The organism is Emticicia aquatica, from assembly GCF_923079645.1.
Lineage (GTDB): Bacteria > Bacteroidota > Bacteroidia > Cytophagales > Spirosomataceae > Emticicia > Emticicia aquatica.
In genome coordinates this window covers 121,581-144,888 of sequence record NZ_CAKLPY010000004.1, presented here as the reverse complement: position 1 = coordinate 144,888, position 23,308 = coordinate 121,581, and the positions used below count along the sequence as shown (strand labels likewise).

Sequence of the window (23,308 nt, the reverse complement as noted above, 5' to 3'; positions counted from 1 at the left end):
GCTTAATATATTGAGAAAATCAAGAGTAGCATTGCAAATAAGTTATTTTTCGTCAAAACAGAAACTATTCTTTTGCAAACAATTTAGCAAGGAAAATATTTTACTCCTATCTTTGAACCAAATTCCAAAACAACAAAATGGCAAACTGGGTAAAAGTTTTTGAAACTAAAAATAGTTTTAAAGCCGAATTATTAAAAAATGAACTGCTAACGCATGAAATTATGGCAGTAGTTTTGAATAAACAAGATAGTAACTATCTGATTGGCTATTATGAAATCCAAGTGCCAGATGAACAAGAATCTATAGCAAAAGTAGTAATCGACATATTTAATCAAAATGACCTCGAAACTGAATCAACTTTCTAACCTTTCTCAAAGAGCCATTGCGGCCGTTATTGGCGTATCTATTATAGTGGGTGGCGTACTTTATAACGAATGGACTTTTTGGATACTTTTTTTAGCCATTAGTACACTTACACAACGAGAATTTTATAAATTACTCAAACTCGACGAAAATCATCCACTTAGTTTTTATGGTTTAATGTGTGGCCTCGTTTTGAATACACTGACGTTTTTTATCGAAAAAGAACTGTTGTCATTCAAATATTACTACCTGATTGTACCTTTATTGACCACTACTTTTTTTATAAAGTTGTACCGTAAAAAAGACACCAAACCGTTTGCTAATTTAGGTTATACTTTTTTGGGTATTATCTACGTAGCTGTTCCTTTTGCACTAATAAATGAAATGGTTTTGACAGATAAGGGTTACGCACCGCAACTGATTTTGGGTTGTTTATTTATTCTTTGGGCGAATGATACAGGAGCGTATTTTGCAGGAAGATTTCTTGGAAAACGTAAACTTTTCGAGCGAGTTTCACCCAAAAAAACGTGGGAAGGCTTTTTTGGCGGTGCAATAACTTCATTAATCATAGCGTTTATTCTAACAAAGTATTTTGATAGTTTGTTAAGTTGGCAATGGTATGGAGTTGCGGTCATTATTTTTATTACAGGAACGCTCGGAGATTTAGTCGAATCGCTTTTTAAGAGGAGCATTGCCATCAAAGATTCGGGAAATATGATTCCAGGACACGGTGGTTTTATGGATAGATTTGATGGACTATTGCTTTCAATGCCATTTATTGTTACATTTCTGAAAATTTTCGGATGAAAAGTTCACGATGAAAAATAGAATTACATTTCTTTTGGTTTTTATGTCTTTGATTATAAGTACTTTAGCTTTTAGTCAAGGAGAAATTAAATATATTACCTTCTCAGGGTTGGTTATTGATAGCCAAACCAAAGAGCCGCTTCCTGGTGCATATATAACAATTCCAAGAGCAGGCCGTGGTACACTTTCCAATAGTAAAGGATATTTTGTACTTGGCGTTTTCCCAGGCGATACCGTAATTTTTAGTTATTTAGGATTTAAAAAGCAATTTCATGTCATTCCAAAAAAAGCTGAAATTGATTATTCGGTATTCGTAGAGCTACAAGTTGACTCGAAAATGTTAAAAGAAGTTAAAGTTTATCCTTTTAGCACGGAAGAAGAATTTAAGCAAGCACTCGTTGACATGAAACTTCCAGACGACCGTGAAAGAAGGATTTTAGAAGAAACATATAGCCCCGAAAATATTGCCAAAATGGCTTCTGTTCATGGAATGAGTTCTGATGCCAATTATCGGTATTCGAATAGTCAATTTTTGAAACAAATAGAAAGTCGAGGACAAATAACTACTAACCCGCTTCTCAATCCTTTTGCTTGGGTGAATTTTGTAAAAGCTGTAAAAAGTGGCTCTTGGAGAGACCAATCTTGGAAAGCAGGTGCGAACGCTGCTCCAAGAGACAATGTTACTCGTGACCAATTCTTTAGGAATAGTACTAAGAAAGATTAACTAGACATATTGAAAATACATTTTCTTGGATAGTTTAAGATATAATGCACTAAAATTGAATGTTACGAATTTTTTGTGCGAGATTGCCTAATTGAATAATCGTCGAACGTGAATTTGTATTTTTACAAGAAAATATAGCTTATTTTGTACATTATTACTGTACGTAAATATTTTTCACTACCTTTGTTCTCCGATAACAACAAGTTTTTTCGGACTCTTTTATAATTCTTCAATGAATCAAAAACCCTCTGATGCCCTTCTACTCCTTGAAGACGGCACTTTTTTCAAAGGAAAAGCACTCGGCAAAATTGGTACTTCGGCTGGCGAAATCTGCTTTAACACAGGAATGACTGGCTACCAAGAAATTTATACCGACCCTTCATATTTTGGGCAAGTAGTTATAAACACTACTTCTCATATTGGAAACTACGGTGTTGTCTCAGACGAACAAGAATCTTCGAGCGTGAAAATTAGCGGTATGGTTTGTAATGCTTACGCTAATCATTATTACTCACGTGCAACTGCTGATTTTTCGTTGCAAGAATATTTTGAGCGAGCAAATATCGTTGGTATTTGTGATGTTGATACACGCCAAATTGTTCGCCATATCCGTGATGCGGGCGTGATGAACTGCATTATTTCTTCCGAAATTCTTGACCCAATTGCTTTAGCACAAGAGTTAAAGAAAGTACCGTCAATGGATGGATTGGAACTTTCTTCGATAGTGAGTACCAAAGAAGCCTATTATTTAGGTAGCGAAGATGCTAAATATCGGGTAGCAGTTTTAGACTTTGGTGTAAAGAAAAGTATCTTAAATAATTTTGTTGAGAGAGATTGTTATTGCAAAGTATTCAATGCTAAAGCTAGTTTTGAAGAAATTACTGCTTTCAATCCTGATGGTTACTTCTTGTCAAATGGCCCAGGCGACCCATCGGCAATGCCTTATGCAGTCGAAACTATTAAGCAAATTATTGAAACAAATAAGCCTGTTTTTGGCATTTGTTTAGGTCATCAATTATTGGCTTTAGCGAGCGGAATTGAAACCTACAAGATGAAAAATGGGCATCGTGGCTTGAATCATCCTGTAAAAAATCTTAGAACTGGTCTTTGCGAAATTACTTCTCAAAACCATGGTTTTGCCGTAAAACCAGAGCATGTTTCTAGCGTAGAAAATATTGAATTGACGCACGTAAACCTCAACGATAATACAATTGAAGGAATTCGTAGAAAAGATAAACCTGCTTTCTCGGTACAATATCACCCTGAAGCTTCACCTGGCCCACACGACTCACGTTATCTATTCGATGATTTCGTGAAGATGCTCTAAATGAAGAAATTCTTAAACCTGTAAGGTCTGACAGCAGGCTTTACAGGTTTTTTTATTAAGACAATTATTTATGAAATTATATAGCACCAATCACCAAAGCCCTGATGTTGATTTAGCCGAAGCTGTTTTTCGTGGACTTCCGCCCGACAATGGTCTTTATATGCCAACCGAGTTTACAAAGTTGCCTCAATCTTTTTGGGATAATGTACATAACCTCAGTTTGCAAGAAATTGCTTTTGAAGTTTCTCATGCACTTATTGGTGCAGATGTACCGAGCGAAGACCTACGTCGGCTGGTCAATAATGCTATTGACTTTCCCGCACCCATTGTTGAAGTTGAGACAAATACTTATTGTTTAGAACTTTTTCATGGCCCTTCAATGGCTTTCAAAGATTTTGGAGCCAGATTTATGGCAGCATTAATGTCGTATTTTCTCCAAAAATCGCAGAAACAAATTCATATTTTAGTTGCCACATCAGGCGATACTGGTGGTGCGGTTGCTCAAGGTTTTTATAAAACTTCTAATATTGATGTTACAATTCTTTATCCAAGTGGAAAAGTGAGTGATATTCAAGAAAAACAATTAACTACGCTTGGCGAAAATGTACGTGCATTAGAAGTAAACGGTACTTTCGATGATTGCCAAAAATTAGTTAAACAAGCATTTTTAGATAAAGAATTAACAGCTAAATTTGATTTAGCTTCGGCCAATTCAATTAATATCGCTCGCCTTATTCCACAAGCATTTTATTATGTAAATGCGTACGCACAACTAAAAAAACAAGGCTCGGACTTACCTGTTATCATGGCTGTTCCGAGCGGAAATTTTGGCAATTTAAGTGCAGGAATCATTGCATGGAAATTAGGCTTGCCTGTTGATAAATTTATTGCCGCTACAAACGTAAATAATGTTGTTCCTGCATATTTGAAAAGTGGCATTTACGAACCTATAAGTCCTTCATTATCAACGATTTCTAATGCGATGGATGTTGGGAATCCGAGTAATTTTCCTCGAATGAAAGCATTGCTAGATAATGACTTAGAAACTTTACGAGCGTTGGTAGTTGGGTATTTTTATGATGATGAAACCACTAAAATAGCAATGAAAGATGTGTTTGACCGCACTGGTTATGTGATGTGTCCTCATACAGCAGTTGCCTATTTAGGCTTAAAAGCTTACACAAATACACTAACAAAACAAGTAAATGGCGTTTTCTTTTCGACGGCACATTATGCTAAGTTTTTGGATGTAGTGGAGGAAGTTGTTGGCAAACAGTCTATTCCAGAACGATTGGAGGTTTTACTTAGTAAAGAAAAACAAGCAACAGCAATGACAACCGAGTTTGCGGATTTCAAGGCTTGGCTAATGAATAATTTATAAACAAAAACGGCTCGTTGTACAACGAGCCGTTTTTGTTTTGAAGTAATGTTTTTAATGATGTTCGTGATTTGCAGGATTATTATTATAACCGTTAGCAAAAATGCCAATCATTACAAAAAAACCAATTACAAAAGTGAAAACGTCACCGAAAATCCAAAGAACTGTCATGATAACTAAGAAGATAACCAACATGAGCCAGTCTGGAAGACGTTGTGAGCTAGAATGATTTGCCATAATATATTTTATTAGTTTTTTTGATTCTGCCCGCAATTTATTAAATATGCTTCAAAATAGAAAATTTTACTGAACTTTCTGATAATAAAAGCTATTTCCATCAGCTAAAACTGCACCGATTGGCGTACTTTGTGATAAAATCAACGAAGATGTTTTTTCGTCGAAAGAAAGGTATGAATATGTATTAGTTTTGGTAAAGACAATAGCATCACGAGGATTTGTTTCGTTCAAACCATTTGTTAGTGGTTTGACATCAAAGTTGCTTGTTTCTGTTGTTTTTCCATCAACTATTCTTGAAAAAGTCTTACTTGTGGCATTAAATTCAAGAATTTCTTCATACGTATTTTTGATTTCTGAAGGCCCATTTAGCATCGGATAGCCTAGAACAATTTTATAAAGCTTCCATTTTCCAGCTAATTTTGAGTATGCTGGAATGATGTTTTCTTGTGTTGTTTCAATTTGACAACTTACCAATAAAGCAACCATAATTGTTGCAAAAAAAGTCTTTTTCATTTCTTTGTAATTGAAATTATGTCGATTTGTTCAACTGTTGATTTTTGATTCCACCCACAAATTAATTCGCCTTTTTCTTTAGTTTCTTTATATTTTAATTTTACTGGAATTTGAAGATTTCCTGAATAAGTTCCTTCGGGAATTTTTTCAATTTCGCCATCAAGTAAATTCTTAAACAGTAACTTTGTTGCATCAGTAGGAAGCACTGTTTTTACTTCATCACCTTTTGTATCAACTATCGTAATTCGTTCGGAACAACCATCGACTGGCAAATTATTGTTAAACAAAATAGCATCAGCATCAATAATGAAACTACTATTATTAGGAGTATCGTTGGTGGTACATGCCGAAATAAAAACAACAGTAAATATTAGAATGATTAATTTCATAAATAGCTTCCTTCCATTTTTAGATAAGATACTGAATTTGATGGAAAGGTTGGAATTAGAAATCAAATTCTACAATTTCATCATCATTCATTAAGTTTTTAATGGCTTTTTCATGGTTTTTTTCTGGACCTTTAACAATCCAAATACCACTGATATATTCGCTGGTTTTACTTTGTGTTCCACGCTCAGCTTCTAACCCAAATTGCTCAAATTTTTCTTCATAATGTTTCAATGATTTACTTTTAAATTTACAAACGATGCGATAAGTACGAATTGTATTTTTTCGTTTTATGACTTGTTGAATCGGAACAAGAGAATACAGAGCAAAAACAACAAATATCATTGCCACAAAACCCGTTTCATAGAGTCCATCACCAAAACCTACACACATGCCGAGTGCAGCAGTTACCCACGCAGCCGCAGCGGTTGTAATACCTGTAATTCGTCCGTTTGAATTATCTCTAAAAATAATTCCACCACCAACAAAACCGATTCCAGTAACTATATTGGCTGCAATGCGAGCAGGGTCAGAGCCAAGTTTGATCGAAATAATTGTAAATAATGTAGAACCCAAACAAATCAAAATCATGGTTCGCAAACCTGCTGATTTGCTATGATATTCTCGTTCTAGCCCAATAATTGCCCCAGTTCCAGCCGAAATAACCAGTTTAATTATGTCTTCGGTAATAAAGTTCATTTTCTTTTGTTTTATAATTTCAAAACCAAATGTATAACTTATTTTGAAATTGATTTTTTTAATATTAAGTTTTAATAACTTTTGAAAAACTTAACACGAATATTTTGTTTTTTTGTTTAATGTTTAGTGTCTTTGCGTAATAATTAAATAACAATAAATTAACATAAAGATAATATTAAACGTTTGAAAAGAATGAAATCTGAAATAAAACAAAAAGCCACAGAAATTGCTTCAGCACTTGCTACTGTTGTGAGTGGTGATACAAATAATAAAAAGATTAAGAAAGCAATTGAAAAATCTGCTGAAAAATTAGCAAAAGATGTTGCTAAAATCAAGGAAGAAACTGAGAAAAAAGCAAAAAAAGAAGCCAAAAAAGTAGAAGAAGAAATTAAAAAAGCTTTGAAAAAGGCAGAAAAAAAGGCTGAAAAAGAAGCAAAGAAAATTGCTAAAAAAGCAATAAAAAAATCAGAGAAAAAATCTGAAAAGAAAGCTGATAAAAAAGCCAGTAAAACAGAGAAAGTAACTGTTGTTGAGGCTCCAGTCGTGCCAGCAACGCCAAAACCAACAGTAACAAAACCCGCTGCGTCAGCAACTAAATCTGCACCTAAAAAGCCGAAACCAGTTGCACCAGCAAAAGTGGTGAAAGTAGAAACTGAAATTAAATAATCGATGATAAGAAAATGGTGTAGGTTTGTTTTTTTTAGAAATTTAGCGGCATTTACTTGCACCATTTTCTTTGTTTTTTGCTCGATGTTTTGTTCTGCACAAAACTTTAATGACCTTATTATCAGTGAGATAATGGCTGACCCAACTCCTTCAAAGGGTTTGCCTGAAAAAGAATTTATCGAACTTTATAATCGTTCTGATAAACCGATTGAACTCAATAAATTTCGACTTACCTACAATACAACTACCGTAACTTTTCCAAGTTTTTTATTAAAATCTAAAAACTATGTTTTGGTTTCGAGTAAAGCTAATGAAAAAGATTTTCAAATTTATGGAGATGTCATTGGCTTAAACAGTTTTTCATTGCTGAATACTGGCACAACTTTGGTTTTGAAAAATCCTCAAAATAAGACTATTTTTTCGGTTACCTATTCAGATAAATGGTATGAAAAAGGAAAAAATCAAGGTTTTTCGCTTGAAATGATTGATACTGATTTTCCATGTGTAGAGGAGGGAAATTGGATTTCAAGTTCGGCTGACTTGCAAGGTTCTCCTGCGAAAGAAAATGCAGCTAAAATGTCAAAACCAGATTTATCACCGCCAATTTTAACTCGTTTAGAATTTTCGGGAACAACCAATGTAAAATTAATATTTTCAGAAAAATTAGATAGTCTTTCTGCATTGAGTGTGAATGCGTATAGTTTTGATAAATCATTGACAATCAAACAGATAAGTGTTGAAAGCCCACAAAATAAAAATGTAAACCTAACGCTTAATACTTCTTTAGCAGAGAATACAATTTATAAACTTTCAGTCAAAAATATTGCTGATTGCTCAGGAAATGTATTGCTTTTGAGTGAAGCTAGTTTAGGTAACATTAAACCTGCAGATTCAGGAAATGTGGTTTTGAACGAAGTTTTATTCAATCCTAAAATGAATGGAGAAGATTTTGTCGAAATTTATAATCGCTCCGATAAAATAATTTCTTTGAAAAATTGGTCTTTGGCAAACGTAGATGAAAACGGAAAAATAGCTAATTTTAAAACAATCGCTACAACAGATTTTATTTTACTGCCGAAGCAATTTTTGGTTATAACGAGAAATGTAAAAGTTGTACAAAACCAATATTTTAAGGCTGTAAAAACTAATTTTTTAGAAATTTCGTCATTACCTTCTTTTCCTGATGAAGCTGGTTCGGTAGTTTTAATGAATGAATCTCAAAAAATATTTGATCGTTTTGATTATTCTGATAAAATGCATCATCCGCTGATTGATGATAAATCTGGCGTTTCACTCGAGAAAGTCAATTATAATTTTGCATCAAATATTGTTTCAAATTGGCAATCGGCCGCATCGTCCGAAGGATTTGGTACGCCAGGATATGCTAATTCGCAAGGAATTGTCGATATTCAAGAAACAGTTTTTAAGGTTGAACCAGCAGTTTTTACACCCGATGGAGATGGACAAAATGAAGTGACAAATCTGACATTTAAACTTTACCCAAATGCCTTCATTGCCAATGTTCAGGTTTTTGATATTGACGGGCGTTTGGTTAAACAAATCGCTCAAAATCAATTACTTGGTGTAAATACAAGCATAGAGTGGGATGGGAAAAACAGCCAAAATCAAGTTGTTCCTGCGGGCTATTACATTTTTTTAGCCGAACTTTTTAATCCTAATGGTGAGAAAAAAGAGTTTAGAGGAAAAGTCGTTGTTGGAAGTAGATTTTAATATTTACTTGCCAAAGAAACTCATAAAAAACCAATTTGGTATAAGTCTGAAAACACTTCCTTAATTTTCGATATTTAGTTTACAAATTTCTATTTATTTTGTGAACAATCTTTCCTCAAACCAACTAACCAATGAAAAACCTACTTTTTACACTTATTTTCTCATTAATTATAATGGATAATTTTGCCCAAAAAAACTCGTTGGACAATACTAAAACCTTGATTGAAAGCAAATTAAAAGGAGTTGAAGGTGAATTTGCCGTTGCTTTCAAAGATTTACAGACAGGAAAAACATTGTTTATTAATGAAAAAGAAAACTTTCATGCTGCCAGTACCATGAAAACACCTGTAATGATTGAAGTTTTTAAACAGGCAAAAGCTGGAAAATTTAAACTTACAGATTCTATTTTAGTGAAAAACGAGTTTAAAAGTATTGTTGATGGAAGCATCTTTGGACTTGATATTAGCGATGATAGTGCCGACGATATGTATAAACGGATTGGCAAGAGAATGACGATTTATGATCTTACTTATCAGATGATAATTGTGAGTAGCAACTTGGCAACCAATATTTTGATTGATTTGGTTGATGCTAAAAAAGCTCAAGCGTCGATGAGAAAATTAGGTGCAAATGATATTGCTGTTTTACGTGGAGTTGAAGATAAAAAAGCCTTTGAAAAAGGACTTAATAATTCGGTGACTGCTTTTGATTTACTGCTTATTTTTGAAAAAATAGCTCAAAATAAAGTCATTGACAAGAAATCATGCGATGAAATGCTCAAAATTTTGTTCGACCAAAAATTTAATACAGTCATTCCTGCCAAGCTTCCAAAAGATGTAAAAGTTGCCCATAAAACTGGTTCAATTACTGGCGTTCAGCACGATTCTGGAATTATCTTTTTACCTGATGGTAGAAAATATATTTTAATACTCCTTTCTAAAAAACTTAAGAATGCGGATGCTGGTGTGGAGGTTTTGTCCGAAGTTTCGGAGATGATTTATGGGGTAGTAAAATAAATTTTAATAATTGTGCAAGTTTATAAAGTTTTTGGCATCCAATAAGGATAAATAAATTTAAAGAAAAACTTTATGACCAAAATATCACTTTTTTTAGCCTCACTTATTTTTATCGTTATTTATGGTTGCAATAAATCAGATGATATAACAGTTACGCCAAGTACCACAACCACGAGTTTAACCTACAATGACCTCTGGATTCCGCCTACAATTACGGGGAAATCTTTTGATTTAACTTTAGCGAAATCAAGTAAACAACTTCGTTCTGGTGCCAAAACGGCCACTTATGGTTATAATGGTTCAGAATTTTGGGGACCAACTTTGATTATGAATAAAGGCGATTTTATTCAGATGAATGTTACCAATAATCTTTCTGAAACTACGACTACGCATTGGCATGGTTTTCATATTCCTGCTATTATGGATGGAGGACCACATCAAATGATTGAACCTAACAGCACTTGGAAACCATCTTTTGAAATAAAAAATAATGCGGGTACATATTGGTATCACCCACATTTGCATGAAAAAACATTTGAACAATTAACCTACGGAGCAGGCGGACTAATCATCATCAAAGACCCAATTGAGTCGGCTTTAGCATTACCCCGAACTTATGGTACTGATGATATTCCATTGGTCTTAACCAGCAGAAGATACAATTCTGATAATTCGTTTACCACAACCGAACACGCTTATGGCGATTATGCCATGGCGAATGGCACCCACGATGCACAGATAAGTTTACCAAAACAATTGGTTCGTTTTAGAATTTTAAATGCAGAAACTGAACGTGGATATAACCTTGGTTTTAGTGATAACCGAAGTTTCTATGTCATTTCCAATGATGGCGGTTTACTCGATGCCCCTGTTTCAGTTACTCGTGTAAAATTGGCTGTTGGAGAACGAGTTGAGATTGTTGTTGATTTGAGTAAAGATGAAGTTGGGTCAAGTTTAGATATGAAAGCCTATAATGCCAACCAAGAATTTGGTTTTGGTGGTAGCGAACCACAAACTACTGGCCAATTTGGAAGCTTGTTGAACAACAAAGATTTTAATGTATTACATATTAATGTAAAAGGAGCTACTTCAAATGCGATTGTGGCCGTGCCTACGAAATTGACCACAAATACTTATTGGAAAGAATCAGACGCAACTACTGTCCGAACTATTAAAATAACTGGTGGACAAGCTGGGTCGGCTTTCACATTTGATAATAATACTTACGGTTTCACAACAATCAATCAAACTGTAAAACTAGATGCAATCGAAAAATGGACGATTGTAAATAATAATATCTTTGGGCATTCATTTCATATCCATGATATTCAATTTAAGATTGTTTCTCGAAGTTCAGGAGCAATTGCCAATTATGAATCGGGTTGGAAAGACACTTTTTATATCAGAACTGGTGAAACAGTTTCGGTCGTGGCAAAATATGACGATTTTGCAAGTAGCACCAATCCATTTATGTATCATTGCCATTTTCCAAACCATGAAGATGCTGGATTAATGGGACAGTTTTTAGTAACTCAATAATTATTTTTATCTTGAATCTTAAGCCCTTAACAAGCCTTCTTTTCACTTTCCTTATTTGGTCATGTCATGAAAGAAAAGCAAAAAGTAATGTTTTAAATATTGATAATAACCTAAAAAAAACGGATAGAGGCTGGCTTTATAAAGGGCAGCCTTTTTCGGGTTATATGCTTGAAAAAGAAGAAAATAGAGTGGTGTATCAATTACCTATTTCTGAAGGTCGAGAGCAAGGTTTAGCAAAAGGATGGTATAATTCTGGAGAAAAACTTTTGGAACGTATCTTTATTAATGGTAAAAAAGAAGGAAAATTTCAACAATGGTGGCCAAATGGAAAGCTAAGATATTTGTTTCACTATAAAAATGACCAATTTGATGGAAAACAATTGGTTTATTTTCCTAATGGAAAAGTACGAGAAGAAAGCAATTATTTAACGGGTGAGAAAGAAGGAACGCAACGAGTTTGGGATGAAAATAGTAAATTGATTTCAAACTATGTTATCAAAAATAAAAGAATTTTTGGAGTCGTTTCCGTTAAAAGTTGTATTCCTGTGGATGGCCATTGATATAATACTTAATAAATTCAATTAAATAGATGCAGCTTGAAAGCGTTAAAATAGAATCTTGAATCAAATAGTTTATGCTTTCAAGCTGTATTTAGAATTAGAACATTTTATCAAAATTCAAATACTCTACCTTTTCCATGAAAGGAAATAGTGGTAAATTTTCAATGTTTTTAACAATTTCTTGCATTTCTGTATCTTTAAAAATGAGCATTGCACCATCTTTTTCAGATTTAATATAGAAATTTTCTAAAATACCAGCCCCTTTCCACTGCATAATATGAGCTATTTCTTGCTGTCTTAATTCTTCAAAATTACCTTTTGAGTTATCAAAGTGCATCGTGATTAATACCGTAATTCTTTTCATTTTATTAGTAAATTAATTTCTTAGCAAAATTATTATCTTTGACTATTAATACAGCATATATAAGAATTATGTGTATAGGCTAAAATTTTAGACTAATGGAAAATACAGTAATTAGAAAGACAAAAGATTTTACACCAGGGAATTGTCCAGTGGTGTATTGTATGAATATTATTGGTGGAAAATGGAAACCCAGTATTATTCACATGATACGGACTGATAGAAATAGGTACAGTATTTTGCTTAAAAATATAACAGAAATTAGCAAACAAACTTTGACCAATCAGTTACGAGAATTAGAGGCCGACGGCATTATCGAAAGAATCATTTATCCTGAAATTCCACCACGTGTTGAATACAAAATTACGCCTTATGGCAGTAGTATATTACCAATAATTGATAGTATGTACAAATGGGGCAGGCAATATATGCCAACAGACCAAAAAGGCTATTGTGAAGAGAAATAAATACCCAATCTGATAGTTGTCTATTCGTTTTTTTATGTCAAAAATTCAACCTTCGCTCAAAATGAAACGTATCTGTGTAAATAAATAAATTATCTCACAGCGTTTGTAAACATTTGCTCGTCTTAGTAATTGTACAGTAAAATGACAGCAAAAATGTGATAAAACGTACTTAATAACTTGATAAAAATGCGTTACGTAAGAAAGATAACCGAAGAACAAGTTGAACATTTAAGAGAAGTATCTCGTCGAAGTCGAAATTATCGTGAAAGAGAACGTGCAAAGGCTATTTTATTAAGTTACAAAGGTTACAATGTAACCGTATTGTCTGATATTTTTGAGGTGAGCAGAGGAACGATTACCAATTGGCTTGACGCTTGGGAAGACCGTGGCGTTTTTGGCTTGAAAGATTTGCCAAAACAATTGAATTCTAATACTTTAAGCGAAAAACCTTTGATGTATAACTAAAACTTTTGAAACAAATCTACTTTTTACCAGAAAGTTTGTTGCTGTTAGTGACAAACTTTTTTTTTGTTTAATACTCAACTATTTTAATTTAGCAAGAATTTATTAGACTAAACTGATTTCTTAGGTAAATTTGCTTTAGGTAATCAACATCCTCAATGAAACCAGATTTTTCTAAAATTGACATTGACTTTGATACCCATCAGCCGATAAAACCAATGGATGCTTCAGGCAATTCATTTAAAACAGCTGAAGGAATCAATTTAAAAACTCGATTTACTGCTCAAGACATCGTTTCGGCCGAGCATTTGCATTTTTCGGCTGGAATTCCACCATTTTTGCGTGGGCCGTACAGCACAATGTATGTGATGCAACCTTGGACAATTCGGCAATATGCTGGTTTTTCAACGGCTGAAGAATCGAATGCCTTTTATCGTAGAAACTTAGCCGCGGGTCAAAAAGGATTGTCTGTTGCTTTTGATTTAGCAACACACCGAGGCTATGATTCCGACCATCCACGTGTAACGGGTGATGTTGGAAAAGCAGGCGTTGCGATTGATTCGGTAGAGGATATGAAGATTTTATTCGACCAAATTCCGTTGGATGAAATGTCAGTTTCAATGACTATGAATGGAGCCGTATTACCAATTATGGCATTTTATATCGTGGCTGCCGAAGAGCAAGGTGTTTCACCAGAAAAACTTTCTGGAACTATCCAAAATGATATTTTGAAGGAGTTCATGGTGCGAAATACATATATTTATCCACCTGAGTTTTCGATGAAAATTGTAGGAGATATTTTTGCTTTTACGGCACAGAATATGCCAAAATTCAATTCTATTTCGATTTCAGGTTATCATATTCACGAAGCTGGAGCTCCCGCACATTTGGAATTAGCATATACACTTGCAGATGGTTTAGAATATATTCGTACAGGCATCGCAGCAGGAATGGATATTGATAGTTTTGCTCCAAGGCTATCTTTCTTTTGGGGAATTGGCATGAATCATTTCATGGAAATTGCCAAAATGCGTGCAGGACGTTTACTTTGGTCAAAAATTGTTAAGAAATTTAATCCCAAAAGTGCTAAATCTCTGGCTTTACGTACACATTGTCAAACATCGGGCTGGTCGCTTACCGAGCAAGACCCGTTCAATAATGTTGCCCGAACGACCATAGAAGCAATGGCGGCAGCTTTAGGACATACGCAATCATTACATACAAATTCGCTGGATGAAGCAATGGCTTTGCCGACAGATTTTTCAGCTCGAATAGCCCGAAATACGCAATTATATATTCAACACGAAACCGAAATTTGTCGAGTTGTTGACCCGTGGGGCGGGTCGTATTATGTAGAATATTTGACAAAAGAGTTGGTTGAAAAAGCATGGGAATTAATCGAGGAAGTAGAAACTTTGGGCGGAATGACCAAAGCAATAGAAACTGGTTTACCAAAAATGAGAATCGAAGAAGCCGCTGCAAGAAAGCAAGCTAGAATTGATTCAGGGAAAGATATTATTGTTGGTGTAAATAAATATCGTACTGATACAGAAACAATTATTGATGTTTTAGATATTGATAATCAGGAGGTTAGGAGAAAACAGATTGAAAAGTTAGAAAAAATAAAAGCCGAACGAAACGGAGAAGAAGTTCAGATAATTTTGGATAGAATTACAGCGGCAGCGGCATCTGGGAAAGAAAATCTTTTAGCTTTAGCAGTTGACGCTGCTCGAAAAAGAGCTACTTTAGGTGAAATATCATACGCAATGGAGAAAGTTTCTGGCCGACACAAGGCTGTTATCCGTTCGATTTCGGGAGTGTATCAAGCGGAGGTTTCTGATGATGAAAATTTTAAACTAGCCAAAGAAATGGCTGACCGTTTTGCTGAAATTGAAGGCCGCCGTCCAAGAATAATGGTTGCCAAAATGGGACAAGATGGCCACGATCGTGGAGCAAAAGTTATTGCAACTAGTTTTGCAGATTTGGGCTTTGACGTAGATATTGGCCCATTATTCCAAACTCCCGAAGAAACAGCCCAACAAGCAGCCGAAAACGATGTGCATATTGTTGGTGCATCAAGTTTGGCAGCAGGGCATAAAACCTTAGTCCCTCAATTGATTGAAGAATTAAAAAAGCTCGGTCGGGAAGATATTATGGTGATTGCTGGCGGGGTAATTCCTGCACAAGATTATCAATATTTATATGATGCAGGAGTAAAAGGAGTTTTTGGTCCAGGAACAGTCATTTCGGTAGCAGCTCAAAAGATATTGAAAGAGTTGATGAGTGAAGTTTGACTCTTTTCAAATAATTAACCGACACTAAGTTTTATTTTCTATATTTTAGAGAAATAAAGCTTAGTGTTTTTTATTGGTCATTTAAATAAAAATAGGTATCCGAACATTGCAAAACTTTCAGTGAATGCTTTCTGTGGTCAAGGTGCAACTAAAATAGCTCATTTTGCATCTACACAATATTAGCAGAAGCCCAACGTAGTATATTAAGCATTCACACTTTTTAATGAATATTTATGTTCAAAAAACTACTTTTTCTATTATTTATTTCCCAAAATTTACTTGCAATTGGCAAAGTTTCGCTTGGCGGAATTAAAGGTATAATTAAAAACGAAAAAGGTGAAGTGATGCCTTTTGCTTCTGTTTTGGTCAAAGGTACAGATATTGGTACGATGGCGAATGAAGAAGGAGCTTACGAAGTAAAACTCAAAAGCGGTCAATATGAAGTTTTTTTTCAATATGTTGGCTATCAGGCAGTTATCAAAAAAGTTGATGTTGGCGAAACTTTGCAAGTAATCAATATTTTGATGAAAGAAATTAGTATCGAACTTGGCGGTGTGAAAGTTTCCAATAACAAAGAAGACCCCGCCCTCACGATCATGCGTAAAATCATTGGAATGTCGCCAATTCATCATAAAGAAGTTGAAAGTTATTCACTGCGAAATTACGTGCGAGGTTCATTTAAGATTGATGATGTTCCTTTTCTTTTTGAGAAAATGTTGAAAGAAAATTTCCTAAAAAAAGGACAAGTTTATGTGATGGAATCAGTGAATGAAATTAAATTTAAGCAACCCAATACTTTATCAGAAAAAGTCATTTCGGTTCGCTCAAATATTCCTCCAACACTAAAAGGAGCAGAAGGAATTTCATTCAGTCGCATCAATTTTTATAATCCCAATAACAACGAATCACCAATTACAGCCAAAGGAGCTATTCATTATAAATATATTTACGAAGGTTTTTTTCAAGATAAAGGCTTGTATATCAATAAAATACGATTAATTCCGAAAGTTAAATCACCAGGTCTTTATAATGGTACAATTAATATTATTGATGGAACTTGGAGCTTACACAGCGTAGATTTGAATTGGCAAGAAGAAGTTGGAAATATTAAAATGAAGGTAATTTTTTCGCCAATTGACGATATTTGGATGCCAGTTCAAGCAGATGTGTTGAGTAAAATTGATGCTTTTGGTGTGGAAGGTTCGGCTCGAATAGTAACTTCTTTTAAGAATTATCAATTAGTCAAAAATCCAAAATATGCCACCATTAAGCCACAAGTATTAGATGATAAAATTTTCAAATCGGAAGCAAAAGATTTAAACAGACAAAAACTAAACACAAAAACGATAGCCGAGCAGAAAGAAATAACATTGAAACAACTTAAGCAACTTTCAAAAAATCTCGAAAAAGAAGATGTTAAGGATAAAAAAGAGAAAAAGGAAGAAATTATTTCATCAAATTTCTCACGTTCGGAAGATTCAATGGCTCGTAAACATACTGAAGAGTTTTGGTTGGTCGAACGCCAAGTCCCATTGACAGAAATCGAAACGAAAGGCTATAAACAAGCCGACAGTATTTATGTGGTTGAGGCAAAAAAGATAAATATTAAGTTAAAAGAAGATTCTATTGGGCGTTCTCGTCCAGCAAAATTCAAAGTGAATCATTTAATTACAGGTCATTCATATTCATATAAACCAATCGATTTAAAAGATAAAAGCAAAGGATATAGAGATAATTTTTCGGTTGGAGGCTGGCTCGAAGACACACGCTATAATGCAGTTGAAGGAGTCAATATTGGTTTTCCAAAACTGATGTATCGGCGTAAAATTGATTCCTTGAGTTTGTTTAGTTTTAGCGTAAAACCACATTATTCTGTACAAAGAGAACGATTAAATGGTTCAATATCAGTAGATTACAATCAAAAGTTTTTTGGTCTTGGCGTGGAAGGAGGAAGAAAAGTGCTTCAAATTAATAATGAAGAGCCTTTCAGAAATTCGGTCAATTCATTTTTTGCATTATTCGATAATAGTAACTTCGGCAAATTTTACGAACAACGCTATTTAAAGCTAAATTTTAGTCCACGCATTGATGAGTATTTTACGCTTACTACGTCTTTACAATTGGCCGAACGGTATCATTTGATTAATATTTTGAATCAAGGTTTGTGGAAAAAAAACGAACGATTTTATCAGCCAAACGACCCGATTCACTCAGATTTTAATACAACTGCTTTTGAAACACACACGCAAATGCAGTTTCATGGGATGTTAACTTATCGACCATTTTCTAGGGTTCGAATATATAATGGGAATCGGTGGGTACAAAATTTTGGCCCAACTTTTAAGTTAGAAAATACTTCTGCATTTGGAAATCAAGGCTTTAATAGGGTTGAATTAGGTGTAAATCATCAATTCAAATGGAAATTACAAACGATTTCGCTAAGAACAGAAATGGGAACTTTCTACGGAAACAAACCAACGTACTTTCTTGATTATAAGCATTTTAATGGAAATGAAACTTTTATTCAAACGCATCAAGATTTCAGAGATTTGCCTTTTTATAAGTATAGTACAGCGGGTAGTTATGCCCAATTTTTTAGTAAGGTTAATTTTAAACGACTATTGCTGACTAATATTCCTTATTTACAGCGAAAAGGTTGGGAAGAAAGGGTTTATTTCAATGCACTTGTAACTAATCAGTTGAAACATTATGAATTTGGCTATGGAATTTCTGGACTTTTCGGTTTGTTGAACGCTGAGGTTTATAATGTTTTCAACCAAAATAAATATTCTCATACTGGATTTAGGATTTATTTACCTTTAAAATCAGTCTTTGGTTTTTAAAATAATATTTATTGAAAAAATGTAAAAAGCACGAAGGATTTGAATGAAGCCTTCGTGCTTTTTATATGGATAAAAGTAGTTCTTCATTGTTAGATAGCACTTTAATATTTACCTTTGACAAAAATTTTAGGAAAGGAAGTTATGATTAAAATCGTGGTTTCGTCATCCATAATGTCTTAAAATTCGTTATATTAAGTATGAGTGTCTAAATTCATATTTCTTCATTTTGAGGTAAAATCCTTTATAATTAAACTAAATAATGACTACAAATACTAGCGAAGAACTTTTCGCAAAAGCAAAAAACTTTATTCCTGGAGGTGTAAATTCACCTGTGAGAGCGTTCCGTTCGGTAGGCGGAAATCCGATTTTTATTAAAAAAGCGAAAGGAGCTTATATTTTCGACGAAGATGATAACCAATACATTGAGTTAATTAATTCTTGGGGGCCAATGATTTTGGGTCACGCCTTCGAGCCAGTTGAAAAAGCAGTAAGCGAAGCGATTAAAAACTCATTCTCTTTTGGAGCTCCAACCCGAAGAGAGGTAGAAATGGCCGAATTGATTATTTCAATGGTGCCTTCAATTGAAAAAGTTAGAATGGTCAATTCGGGAACAGAAGCAACTATGGCGGCTGTTCGTGTTGCACGTGGTTATACAGGTCGAGATAAAATCATTAAGTTTGAGGGGTGTTATCATGGTCATGGTGATTCATTTTTGATTGCAGCAGGAAGTGGAGCGGTCACAATGGGTGTTCCCGACAGCCCGGGTGTTACGAAAGGTGTTGCAAATGATACTTTGACCGCTCCATATAATAATTTGGAGGCTGTTCAAACGCTTTGCGATGCTAATAAAGGACAAATTGCTGCCTTGATTTTAGAGCCAGTCGTTGGTAATATGGGTTGCGTTTTACCCAAAGAAGGTTACTTACAAGGCTTGCGTGATATTTGTACAAAAGAAGGCATTGTTTTGATTTTTGATGAGGTAATGACGGGCTTTCGATTGGCAAAAGGTGGAGCTCAAGAACGTTTTGGTGTGATACCAGATATGACTACTTTGGGTAAAATCATTGGTGGAGGTATGCCCGTAGGAGCTTATGGTGGAAAAGCCGAAATCATGAACTGTGTATCGCCGCAAGGCCCCGTTTATCAAGCAGGAACATTGTCTGGAAATCCGATTGCAATGGCAGCGGGATTGACGATGTTACATCACTTAAACGACCATCCAGAAATTTATGAACAATTAGAAAATACTGGTAATCACATAGTTGGAGGTATTCGTGATATTTTGAAGAAACTAAATCTCAATTATCAAATCAATCATATAGGTTCGATGTATAGTTTGTTTTTTACAAATACGCCTGTTGTTGATTTTGAAACTGCGAAAACCTCAGATACTGCGAAGTTTGGTAAATATTTTCACGGAATGCTTGATAGAGGCGTTTATCTCGCTCCATCACAATATGAAGCTTTATTCCTTTCAACGGCTCTTACACCAGATTTAGTTGCGGAGGTTTTGGCAGCGAATGAGAAAACTTTATGTGAGATTTAATGCCCAACTTATGTCATTCAATGTTGTTTGCAAGCTTTTTTAGTCGAGGCGATAGATTTTTATACAATGAAATATTCAGTAATAACACCTGTTTACAATCGTCCTGAGGAAGTACGAGAATTATTAGAAAGTTTAAGCAAACAGACTTTCAAAAACTTTGAGGTAATCATTATTGAAGATGGTTCTACCTCAAAATGTGAAGAAGTTTGTGCCAGTTTTCAAGAAAAACTGGACTTAAAATATTTCTACAAGCCTAATTCTGGACAAGGTTATTCTCGAAATTATGGGTTTGAACGAGCAACTGGTGATTATTTTGTTCAGCTAGATTCTGATGCGGTTATTCCTGAAAAGTATTTTGAAATCGTTGATAATTCATTGAAAATCAATTGGTTAGATGCTTACGGTGGGCCTGATGCTGCACACGAAAATTTTACTGATATTCAGAAAGCAATCAATTATTCGATGACATCTGTTTTTACAACTGGTGGAATTAGGGGTAAGAATAAAAATGCTGGCGGCCAATTTCATCCGAGAAGTTTTAATTTTGGTATTTCTCGAAAAGTTTGGGAAGAAACCCAAGGTTATACCATGACTCGAATGGCCGAAGATATTGAATTTAGTATTCGTATTTTATCGAAAGGCTTTAAAGTTGGGTTGATTGAAGATGCCTATATTTATCATAAAAGAAGAACTGACTTTGGTCAGTTCTTCAAACAATTGCATTTTTTTGGTCGAGGACGAATCAATCTTGCTCGTATGTTTCCTTCAGAATTGAAGTTAGTACATTATTTTCCAATGGTTTTTACACTTGGATGTTTTTCAATTCCATTGTTGTTTTTTGTTTCAAAACCACTTTATTTTTTAGCAGTTTTTGTGTTTTTACTTTACATTTCAATGATTTTTATTGATTCGTCAATCAGTAATAAAAGCTTGAAAGTTGGTTTTTTGAGTATCGTTGCCTGTTTTATTCAATTAATCGGCTATGGATTTGGTTTTATGCAGGAAAAGTTTTTTAAATAAATACTTCCTGATTCTCAAGTACTTCTTCTTTCAAATCTTCGATAATTTTATCCAAACCTTCGTACCAATCAAGGTGTGGAGAGGTTGATTTGCAGCCACCAGCGTGTGGTACGCAGGCGGTAAATTCGTGCTGTTTATGACAAGCTGGGCAGCGAGCAATTGTTTCAAATGTGTTCCAAATATGTCCGCAATCACATTGCCAATATTCTCCGCCATCGGGTTCCCATTTACATTTTGGGCAACAAATTTTTATTTCACTCATGTTTTTAATTAAGACTAAATTCTTTTGATTCACAACACAAAACTATCAATTTTGGTTTGTAATGGTCAAGTATTTTTTTAGATAATCGACACTTCTTATAAAAGGTTTTAACCCTAAGTATAATAGAGAAAATGAAATCAAACAACCAATAAACTGAGTAATGAAAAGCGAATAATTGATTTTATTGGGGTCGTCGAAAATTAAATCATTTAGTAATCCAACGCTGAGTGGCCCAAATCCAACAATATTGACAACTAATAAAAAAATAGCTGAGAATATTGCCCTCATTTTGTTGGGTACAATTTCTTGAATTGCAGCGGTGGCCGAACCATAAGGGAAGGACGAAAAGAAGCAAAAAGCAGCAATAAAGACCAAAATTATATTAGGATTGGTAGCCAAGAAACCAAACGTACAACACATTGCGATGAACATCCCTCGAAAGCCAGCTAGCATCTTTGCTTGGACGATTCCTTTTTTAGATAAATAATCGGCATAACGCCCACCAGAAACAACACCTAATGTTGAAAAAATAGTCACTAAAATACCGAATGTCAAACCTGCTTTTGTATCTGCCCAACCATGAACTCTGTTTAGCATTGTCGGAATCCAGTAAGTACCAGCATACGTTGCAAAAGCCATGAATGCCATACCGAAATTTAAGCATAAAAATGTTAAACGATTGGCTTTTAAATAAGTAATGATTTCTTTGAAATCCGTTTTTTCGATTATTTCTTTATCAGAATCAAATTCAACTCTTTTTGGTTCTTTAACTGTTTGTAGCAATAGTACAATTAGAACACCAGGCAAGCCAATGTAAAAGAAAATGACCTGCCAAGAAAAAATTTCTCCAATGAATGGTATTTGAATATTTTCTTGACCAATCATTGACCGCAAAGCCGCACCAATTAATATGGATAATCCCGAACCTAAAAATACCCCCATATTATAAACACTCATGGCTGTGGCAAGTTTTTTCTTAGGAAAATAATCTGAAATGATTGAATAGGCAGCAGGAGAAAGAGCAGCTTCGCCAATGCCAACACCAACTCTTGCAAGAAAAAATAAGGAGTAACTGCCTGCCATTCCACAAAAAACGGTCATAATACTCCATGTCATAATACCCCAGCCAATGATTTTTTTGCGATTCATGCGGTCGGCCATTAATCCAATCGGAATACCCAAAAGTGTGTAAAGTACTGCAAAACTAAGACCCATCAACATTCCCATTTGGGTATCAGTAATACCAAAAGAAGCTTTGATTGGCTTTACTAAAAGTGCCAAAATCTGTCGGTCAATAAAAGAAGAAATATAGGCAAGCAATAGTACGCCCACAACGTACCACGCATAGCGTAACGATGGTTTAGTTTTCATTGAAGATGGTTGATGAAAAGGTAGGGTTTAGATTTGTAGGAAAGTTAGTTTTTTTTTTGAAGATAATTTATGATTATTTCAATAAAAAATTTTACTTTTTCTTTGTTTGCAATCTTCTCAAAACTTTTTTTAGAAGAAATACAAAAAGAAAAATACTAAGAATGGCTACAACAATTGGTAGCCAAAGTGTAAGAAGAGAAAAAACGATAGAAATGCTATTTTCAAAAGTAGCAAAAAATGCGTTTCCAAAACCGCCTGTAAATTTTGTTGAAGCCAACCGCAGAAGCCCAGTTCCTGTTTGAATCGTGCTTGCAATGCCACCACCTGCCAATATTCCGAGTGTCCATTGGAGTGCGGGTGAATCTATTTTTAAGAATGATGTAGTGAGAATTGTACCCGCTACAAAAGAAGCAGGCATAGCGATTGTATCCAGCAAATTATCAATAATAGGAATATAATAAGCCAAAATTTCTCCAACAGTTGCAGCAGCCAAAATATAAGTGGCACTTGAACTACTTAACCATTCAAAACCATTTGATAAATGAAATAAATCAAACCGAGTAGCGAGATTTGCGACCAACATTGGTACAAAAACTCGAAAACCTGAACAAGCACTCAAGGCAATTCCGACGGCTAGGCTGATGAATATTTCGGTCATTTGTGATTAAATATTTGAAGTTTTTTTTCGTAAGTCGTAAATTCAAGCATCAAATAATATTTTTGAAACTATTGAAA

24 protein-coding genes are annotated in these 23,308 nt (G+C 34.5%); 16 read left to right on the top strand and 8 right to left on the bottom strand.

Translation table 11 applies throughout. The annotated features are described in order from the left end of the window. The first annotated feature begins 137 nt into the window (after positions 1 to 137). The 5 genes from MJQ71_RS18625 (at position 138) to thrC (ending at position 4,602) form a co-directional block, all read left to right on the top strand. Positions 138 to 365: a putative signal transducing protein gene (locus MJQ71_RS18625; protein WP_238808444.1), complete on the top strand. Its 228-nt coding sequence runs from the start codon at positions 138 to 140 to the stop codon at positions 363 to 365. Beyond that, positions 337 to 1,170 (top strand): phosphatidate cytidylyltransferase, encoded by an 834-nt coding sequence (locus MJQ71_RS18620; RefSeq protein ID WP_238808443.1) that lies wholly within the window; start codon positions 337 to 339, stop codon positions 1,168 to 1,170. Before MJQ71_RS18625 ends, MJQ71_RS18620 begins: the two co-directional genes overlap by 29 nt. A 10-nt stretch (positions 1,171 to 1,180) precedes the next feature. Next, complete coding sequence (locus MJQ71_RS18615) at positions 1,181 to 1,894, top strand: carboxypeptidase-like regulatory domain-containing protein (RefSeq protein ID WP_238808441.1); 714 nt, start codon at positions 1,181 to 1,183, stop codon at positions 1,892 to 1,894. 232 nt (positions 1,895 to 2,126) lie between these two features. Further along, a complete protein-coding gene (carA, locus tag MJQ71_RS18610) occupies positions 2,127 to 3,221 on the top strand; it encodes a glutamine-hydrolyzing carbamoyl-phosphate synthase small subunit (RefSeq protein WP_238808439.1) in 1,095 nt (364 codons plus the stop codon). Between the two features lie 70 nt (positions 3,222 to 3,291). Continuing rightward, the gene (gene thrC / locus MJQ71_RS18605; RefSeq protein ID WP_238808437.1) at positions 3,292 to 4,602 is read left to right on the top strand and encodes a threonine synthase; all 1,311 of its coding nucleotides are present in this window, start codon (positions 3,292 to 3,294) and stop codon (positions 4,600 to 4,602) included. A 51-nt stretch (positions 4,603 to 4,653) separates the two neighbouring features. On the opposite strand, the gene MJQ71_RS18600 is transcribed toward thrC, so the two are convergent. The 4 genes from MJQ71_RS18600 to MJQ71_RS18585 form a co-directional block, all read right to left on the bottom strand. Next, positions 4,654 to 4,836 carry a hypothetical protein gene (locus MJQ71_RS18600; protein WP_238808435.1) on the bottom strand — a complete coding sequence of 61 codons (183 nt, stop codon included), beginning with the start codon at positions 4,834 to 4,836 and terminating at the stop codon, positions 4,654 to 4,656. Positions 4,837 to 4,902: 66 nt separating this feature from the next. After that, positions 4,903 to 5,349 (bottom strand): hypothetical protein, encoded by a 447-nt coding sequence (locus MJQ71_RS18595; protein ID WP_238808433.1) that lies wholly within the window; start codon positions 5,347 to 5,349, stop codon positions 4,903 to 4,905. Next, complete coding sequence (locus MJQ71_RS18590) at positions 5,346 to 5,738, bottom strand: hypothetical protein (RefSeq protein ID WP_238808431.1); 393 nt, start codon at positions 5,736 to 5,738, stop codon at positions 5,346 to 5,348. Before MJQ71_RS18590 ends, MJQ71_RS18595 begins: the two co-directional genes overlap by 4 nt. A gap of 55 nt (positions 5,739 to 5,793) precedes the next feature. Beyond that, entirely contained in the window at positions 5,794 to 6,435 is a 642-nt protein-coding gene (locus MJQ71_RS18585) for an MgtC/SapB family protein (RefSeq protein WP_238808430.1), read from the bottom strand. Between the two features lie 192 nt (positions 6,436 to 6,627). Here MJQ71_RS18585 and MJQ71_RS18580 point away from each other — a divergent pair, with 192 nt between their 5' ends. The 5 genes from MJQ71_RS18580 (at position 6,628) to MJQ71_RS18560 (ending at position 11,947) form a co-directional block, all read left to right on the top strand. Then, the gene (locus MJQ71_RS18580; protein ID WP_238808428.1) at positions 6,628 to 7,101 is read left to right on the top strand and encodes a hypothetical protein; all 474 of its coding nucleotides are present in this window, start codon (positions 6,628 to 6,630) and stop codon (positions 7,099 to 7,101) included. Between the two features lie 84 nt (positions 7,102 to 7,185). Beyond that, positions 7,186 to 8,832 carry a lamin tail domain-containing protein gene (locus tag MJQ71_RS18575; protein ID WP_238808426.1) on the top strand — a complete coding sequence of 549 codons (1,647 nt, stop codon included), beginning with the start codon at positions 7,186 to 7,188 and terminating at the stop codon, positions 8,830 to 8,832. Between the two features lie 131 nt (positions 8,833 to 8,963). After that, the gene (locus MJQ71_RS18570; RefSeq protein ID WP_238808424.1) at positions 8,964 to 9,848 is read left to right on the top strand and encodes a serine hydrolase; all 885 of its coding nucleotides are present in this window, start codon (positions 8,964 to 8,966) and stop codon (positions 9,846 to 9,848) included. 72 nt (positions 9,849 to 9,920) lie between these two features. Then, the gene (locus MJQ71_RS18565) at positions 9,921 to 11,387 is read left to right on the top strand and encodes a multicopper oxidase family protein (RefSeq protein ID WP_238808422.1); all 1,467 of its coding nucleotides are present in this window, start codon (positions 9,921 to 9,923) and stop codon (positions 11,385 to 11,387) included. An 11-nt stretch (positions 11,388 to 11,398) separates the two neighbouring features. Continuing rightward, entirely contained in the window at positions 11,399 to 11,947 is a 549-nt protein-coding gene (locus tag MJQ71_RS18560; protein ID WP_238808421.1) for a toxin-antitoxin system YwqK family antitoxin, read from the top strand. Between the two features lie 97 nt (positions 11,948 to 12,044). Here MJQ71_RS18560 and MJQ71_RS18555 read toward each other — a convergent pair whose 3' ends face one another. After that, positions 12,045 to 12,311, bottom strand: a complete 267-nt coding sequence (locus MJQ71_RS18555; protein WP_238808419.1) for a hypothetical protein — start codon at positions 12,309 to 12,311, stop codon at positions 12,045 to 12,047. Positions 12,312 to 12,406: 95 nt separating this feature from the next. Here MJQ71_RS18555 and MJQ71_RS18550 point away from each other — a divergent pair, with 95 nt between their 5' ends. From MJQ71_RS18550 to MJQ71_RS18525, 6 genes are all read left to right on the top strand, one after another. Continuing rightward, on the top strand, positions 12,407 to 12,775 hold the full coding sequence (locus tag MJQ71_RS18550; protein ID WP_238808417.1) for a winged helix-turn-helix transcriptional regulator: 369 nt from the start codon (positions 12,407 to 12,409) through the stop codon (positions 12,773 to 12,775). Positions 12,776 to 12,961: 186 nt separating this feature from the next. Beyond that, entirely contained in the window at positions 12,962 to 13,240 is a 279-nt protein-coding gene (locus tag MJQ71_RS18545) for a helix-turn-helix domain-containing protein (protein WP_238808415.1), read from the top strand. A 155-nt stretch (positions 13,241 to 13,395) separates the two neighbouring features. Beyond that, positions 13,396 to 15,531, top strand: coding sequence for a methylmalonyl-CoA mutase (gene scpA / locus MJQ71_RS18540; RefSeq protein ID WP_238808414.1), 2,136 nt, complete (start codon positions 13,396 to 13,398; stop codon positions 15,529 to 15,531). 233 nt (positions 15,532 to 15,764) lie between these two features. After that, positions 15,765 to 18,374 carry a DUF5686 and carboxypeptidase regulatory-like domain-containing protein gene (locus tag MJQ71_RS18535; RefSeq protein ID WP_238808412.1) on the top strand — a complete coding sequence of 870 codons (2,610 nt, stop codon included), beginning with the start codon at positions 15,765 to 15,767 and terminating at the stop codon, positions 18,372 to 18,374. A 259-nt stretch (positions 18,375 to 18,633) separates the two neighbouring features. Then, positions 18,634 to 19,920: a glutamate-1-semialdehyde 2,1-aminomutase gene (hemL, locus tag MJQ71_RS18530; protein WP_238808410.1), complete on the top strand. Its 1,287-nt coding sequence runs from the start codon at positions 18,634 to 18,636 to the stop codon at positions 19,918 to 19,920. Positions 19,921 to 19,986: 66 nt separating this feature from the next. Continuing rightward, positions 19,987 to 20,940: a glycosyltransferase family 2 protein gene (locus MJQ71_RS18525; protein WP_238808408.1), complete on the top strand. Its 954-nt coding sequence runs from the start codon at positions 19,987 to 19,989 to the stop codon at positions 20,938 to 20,940. Here the strand turns inward: MJQ71_RS18525 and MJQ71_RS18520 are convergent. From MJQ71_RS18520 to MJQ71_RS18510, 3 genes are all read right to left on the bottom strand, one after another. Then, on the bottom strand, positions 20,933 to 21,202 hold the full coding sequence (locus MJQ71_RS18520) for a hypothetical protein (RefSeq protein WP_238808406.1): 270 nt from the start codon (positions 21,200 to 21,202) through the stop codon (positions 20,933 to 20,935). The two genes, MJQ71_RS18525 and MJQ71_RS18520, sit on opposite strands and share 8 nt — an antisense overlap. A 45-nt stretch (positions 21,203 to 21,247) precedes the next feature. After that, positions 21,248 to 22,573 (bottom strand): spinster family MFS transporter, encoded by a 1,326-nt coding sequence (locus tag MJQ71_RS18515; RefSeq protein WP_238808404.1) that lies wholly within the window; start codon positions 22,571 to 22,573, stop codon positions 21,248 to 21,250. Between the two features lie 91 nt (positions 22,574 to 22,664). Further along, complete coding sequence (locus tag MJQ71_RS18510) at positions 22,665 to 23,231, bottom strand: DUF4126 domain-containing protein (protein ID WP_238808403.1); 567 nt, start codon at positions 23,229 to 23,231, stop codon at positions 22,665 to 22,667. Between the last annotated feature and the right edge of the window lie 77 nt (positions 23,232 to 23,308).

Excerpts from the sequence above, each read along its gene's own strand:
- MJQ71_RS18620 (WP_238808443.1), top strand. The coding sequence starts at position 337 with ATGACCTCGAAACTGAATCAACTTTCTAACCTTTCTCAAAGAGCCATT.
- MJQ71_RS18520 (WP_238808406.1), bottom strand. The coding sequence starts at position 21,202 with ATGAGTGAAATAAAAATTTGTTGCCCAAAATGTAAATGGGAACCCGAT.
- MJQ71_RS18615 (WP_238808441.1), top strand. The coding sequence starts at position 1,181 with ATGAAAAATAGAATTACATTTCTTTTGGTTTTTATGTCTTTGATTATA.
- MJQ71_RS18550 (WP_238808417.1), top strand. The coding sequence starts at position 12,407 with ATGGAAAATACAGTAATTAGAAAGACAAAAGATTTTACACCAGGGAAT.
- MJQ71_RS18570 (WP_238808424.1), top strand. The coding sequence starts at position 8,964 with ATGAAAAACCTACTTTTTACACTTATTTTCTCATTAATTATAATGGAT.
- MJQ71_RS18590 (WP_238808431.1), bottom strand. The coding sequence starts at position 5,738 with ATGAAATTAATCATTCTAATATTTACTGTTGTTTTTATTTCGGCATGT.
- MJQ71_RS18600 (WP_238808435.1), bottom strand. The coding sequence starts at position 4,836 with ATGGCAAATCATTCTAGCTCACAACGTCTTCCAGACTGGCTCATGTTG.
- MJQ71_RS18585 (WP_238808430.1), bottom strand. The coding sequence starts at position 6,435 with ATGAACTTTATTACCGAAGACATAATTAAACTGGTTATTTCGGCTGGA.
- MJQ71_RS18575 (WP_238808426.1), top strand. The coding sequence starts at position 7,186 with ATGTTTTGTTCTGCACAAAACTTTAATGACCTTATTATCAGTGAGATA.
- MJQ71_RS18510 (WP_238808403.1), bottom strand. The coding sequence starts at position 23,231 with ATGACCGAAATATTCATCAGCCTAGCCGTCGGAATTGCCTTGAGTGCT.
- MJQ71_RS18555 (WP_238808419.1), bottom strand. The coding sequence starts at position 12,311 with ATGAAAAGAATTACGGTATTAATCACGATGCACTTTGATAACTCAAAA.
- MJQ71_RS18625 (WP_238808444.1), top strand. The coding sequence starts at position 138 with ATGGCAAACTGGGTAAAAGTTTTTGAAACTAAAAATAGTTTTAAAGCC.
- MJQ71_RS18595 (WP_238808433.1), bottom strand. The coding sequence starts at position 5,349 with ATGAAAAAGACTTTTTTTGCAACAATTATGGTTGCTTTATTGGTAAGT.
- MJQ71_RS18535 (WP_238808412.1), top strand. The coding sequence starts at position 15,765 with ATGTTCAAAAAACTACTTTTTCTATTATTTATTTCCCAAAATTTACTT.
- hemL (WP_238808410.1), top strand. The coding sequence starts at position 18,634 with ATGACTACAAATACTAGCGAAGAACTTTTCGCAAAAGCAAAAAACTTT.
- carA (WP_238808439.1), top strand. The coding sequence starts at position 2,127 with ATGAATCAAAAACCCTCTGATGCCCTTCTACTCCTTGAAGACGGCACT.
- MJQ71_RS18545 (WP_238808415.1), top strand. The coding sequence starts at position 12,962 with ATGCGTTACGTAAGAAAGATAACCGAAGAACAAGTTGAACATTTAAGA.
- MJQ71_RS18515 (WP_238808404.1), bottom strand. The coding sequence starts at position 22,573 with ATGAAAACTAAACCATCGTTACGCTATGCGTGGTACGTTGTGGGCGTA.
- scpA (WP_238808414.1), top strand. The coding sequence starts at position 13,396 with ATGAAACCAGATTTTTCTAAAATTGACATTGACTTTGATACCCATCAG.
- thrC (WP_238808437.1), top strand. The coding sequence starts at position 3,292 with ATGAAATTATATAGCACCAATCACCAAAGCCCTGATGTTGATTTAGCC.
- MJQ71_RS18580 (WP_238808428.1), top strand. The coding sequence starts at position 6,628 with ATGAAATCTGAAATAAAACAAAAAGCCACAGAAATTGCTTCAGCACTT.
- MJQ71_RS18525 (WP_238808408.1), top strand. The coding sequence starts at position 19,987 with ATGAAATATTCAGTAATAACACCTGTTTACAATCGTCCTGAGGAAGTA.
- MJQ71_RS18565 (WP_238808422.1), top strand. The coding sequence starts at position 9,921 with ATGACCAAAATATCACTTTTTTTAGCCTCACTTATTTTTATCGTTATT.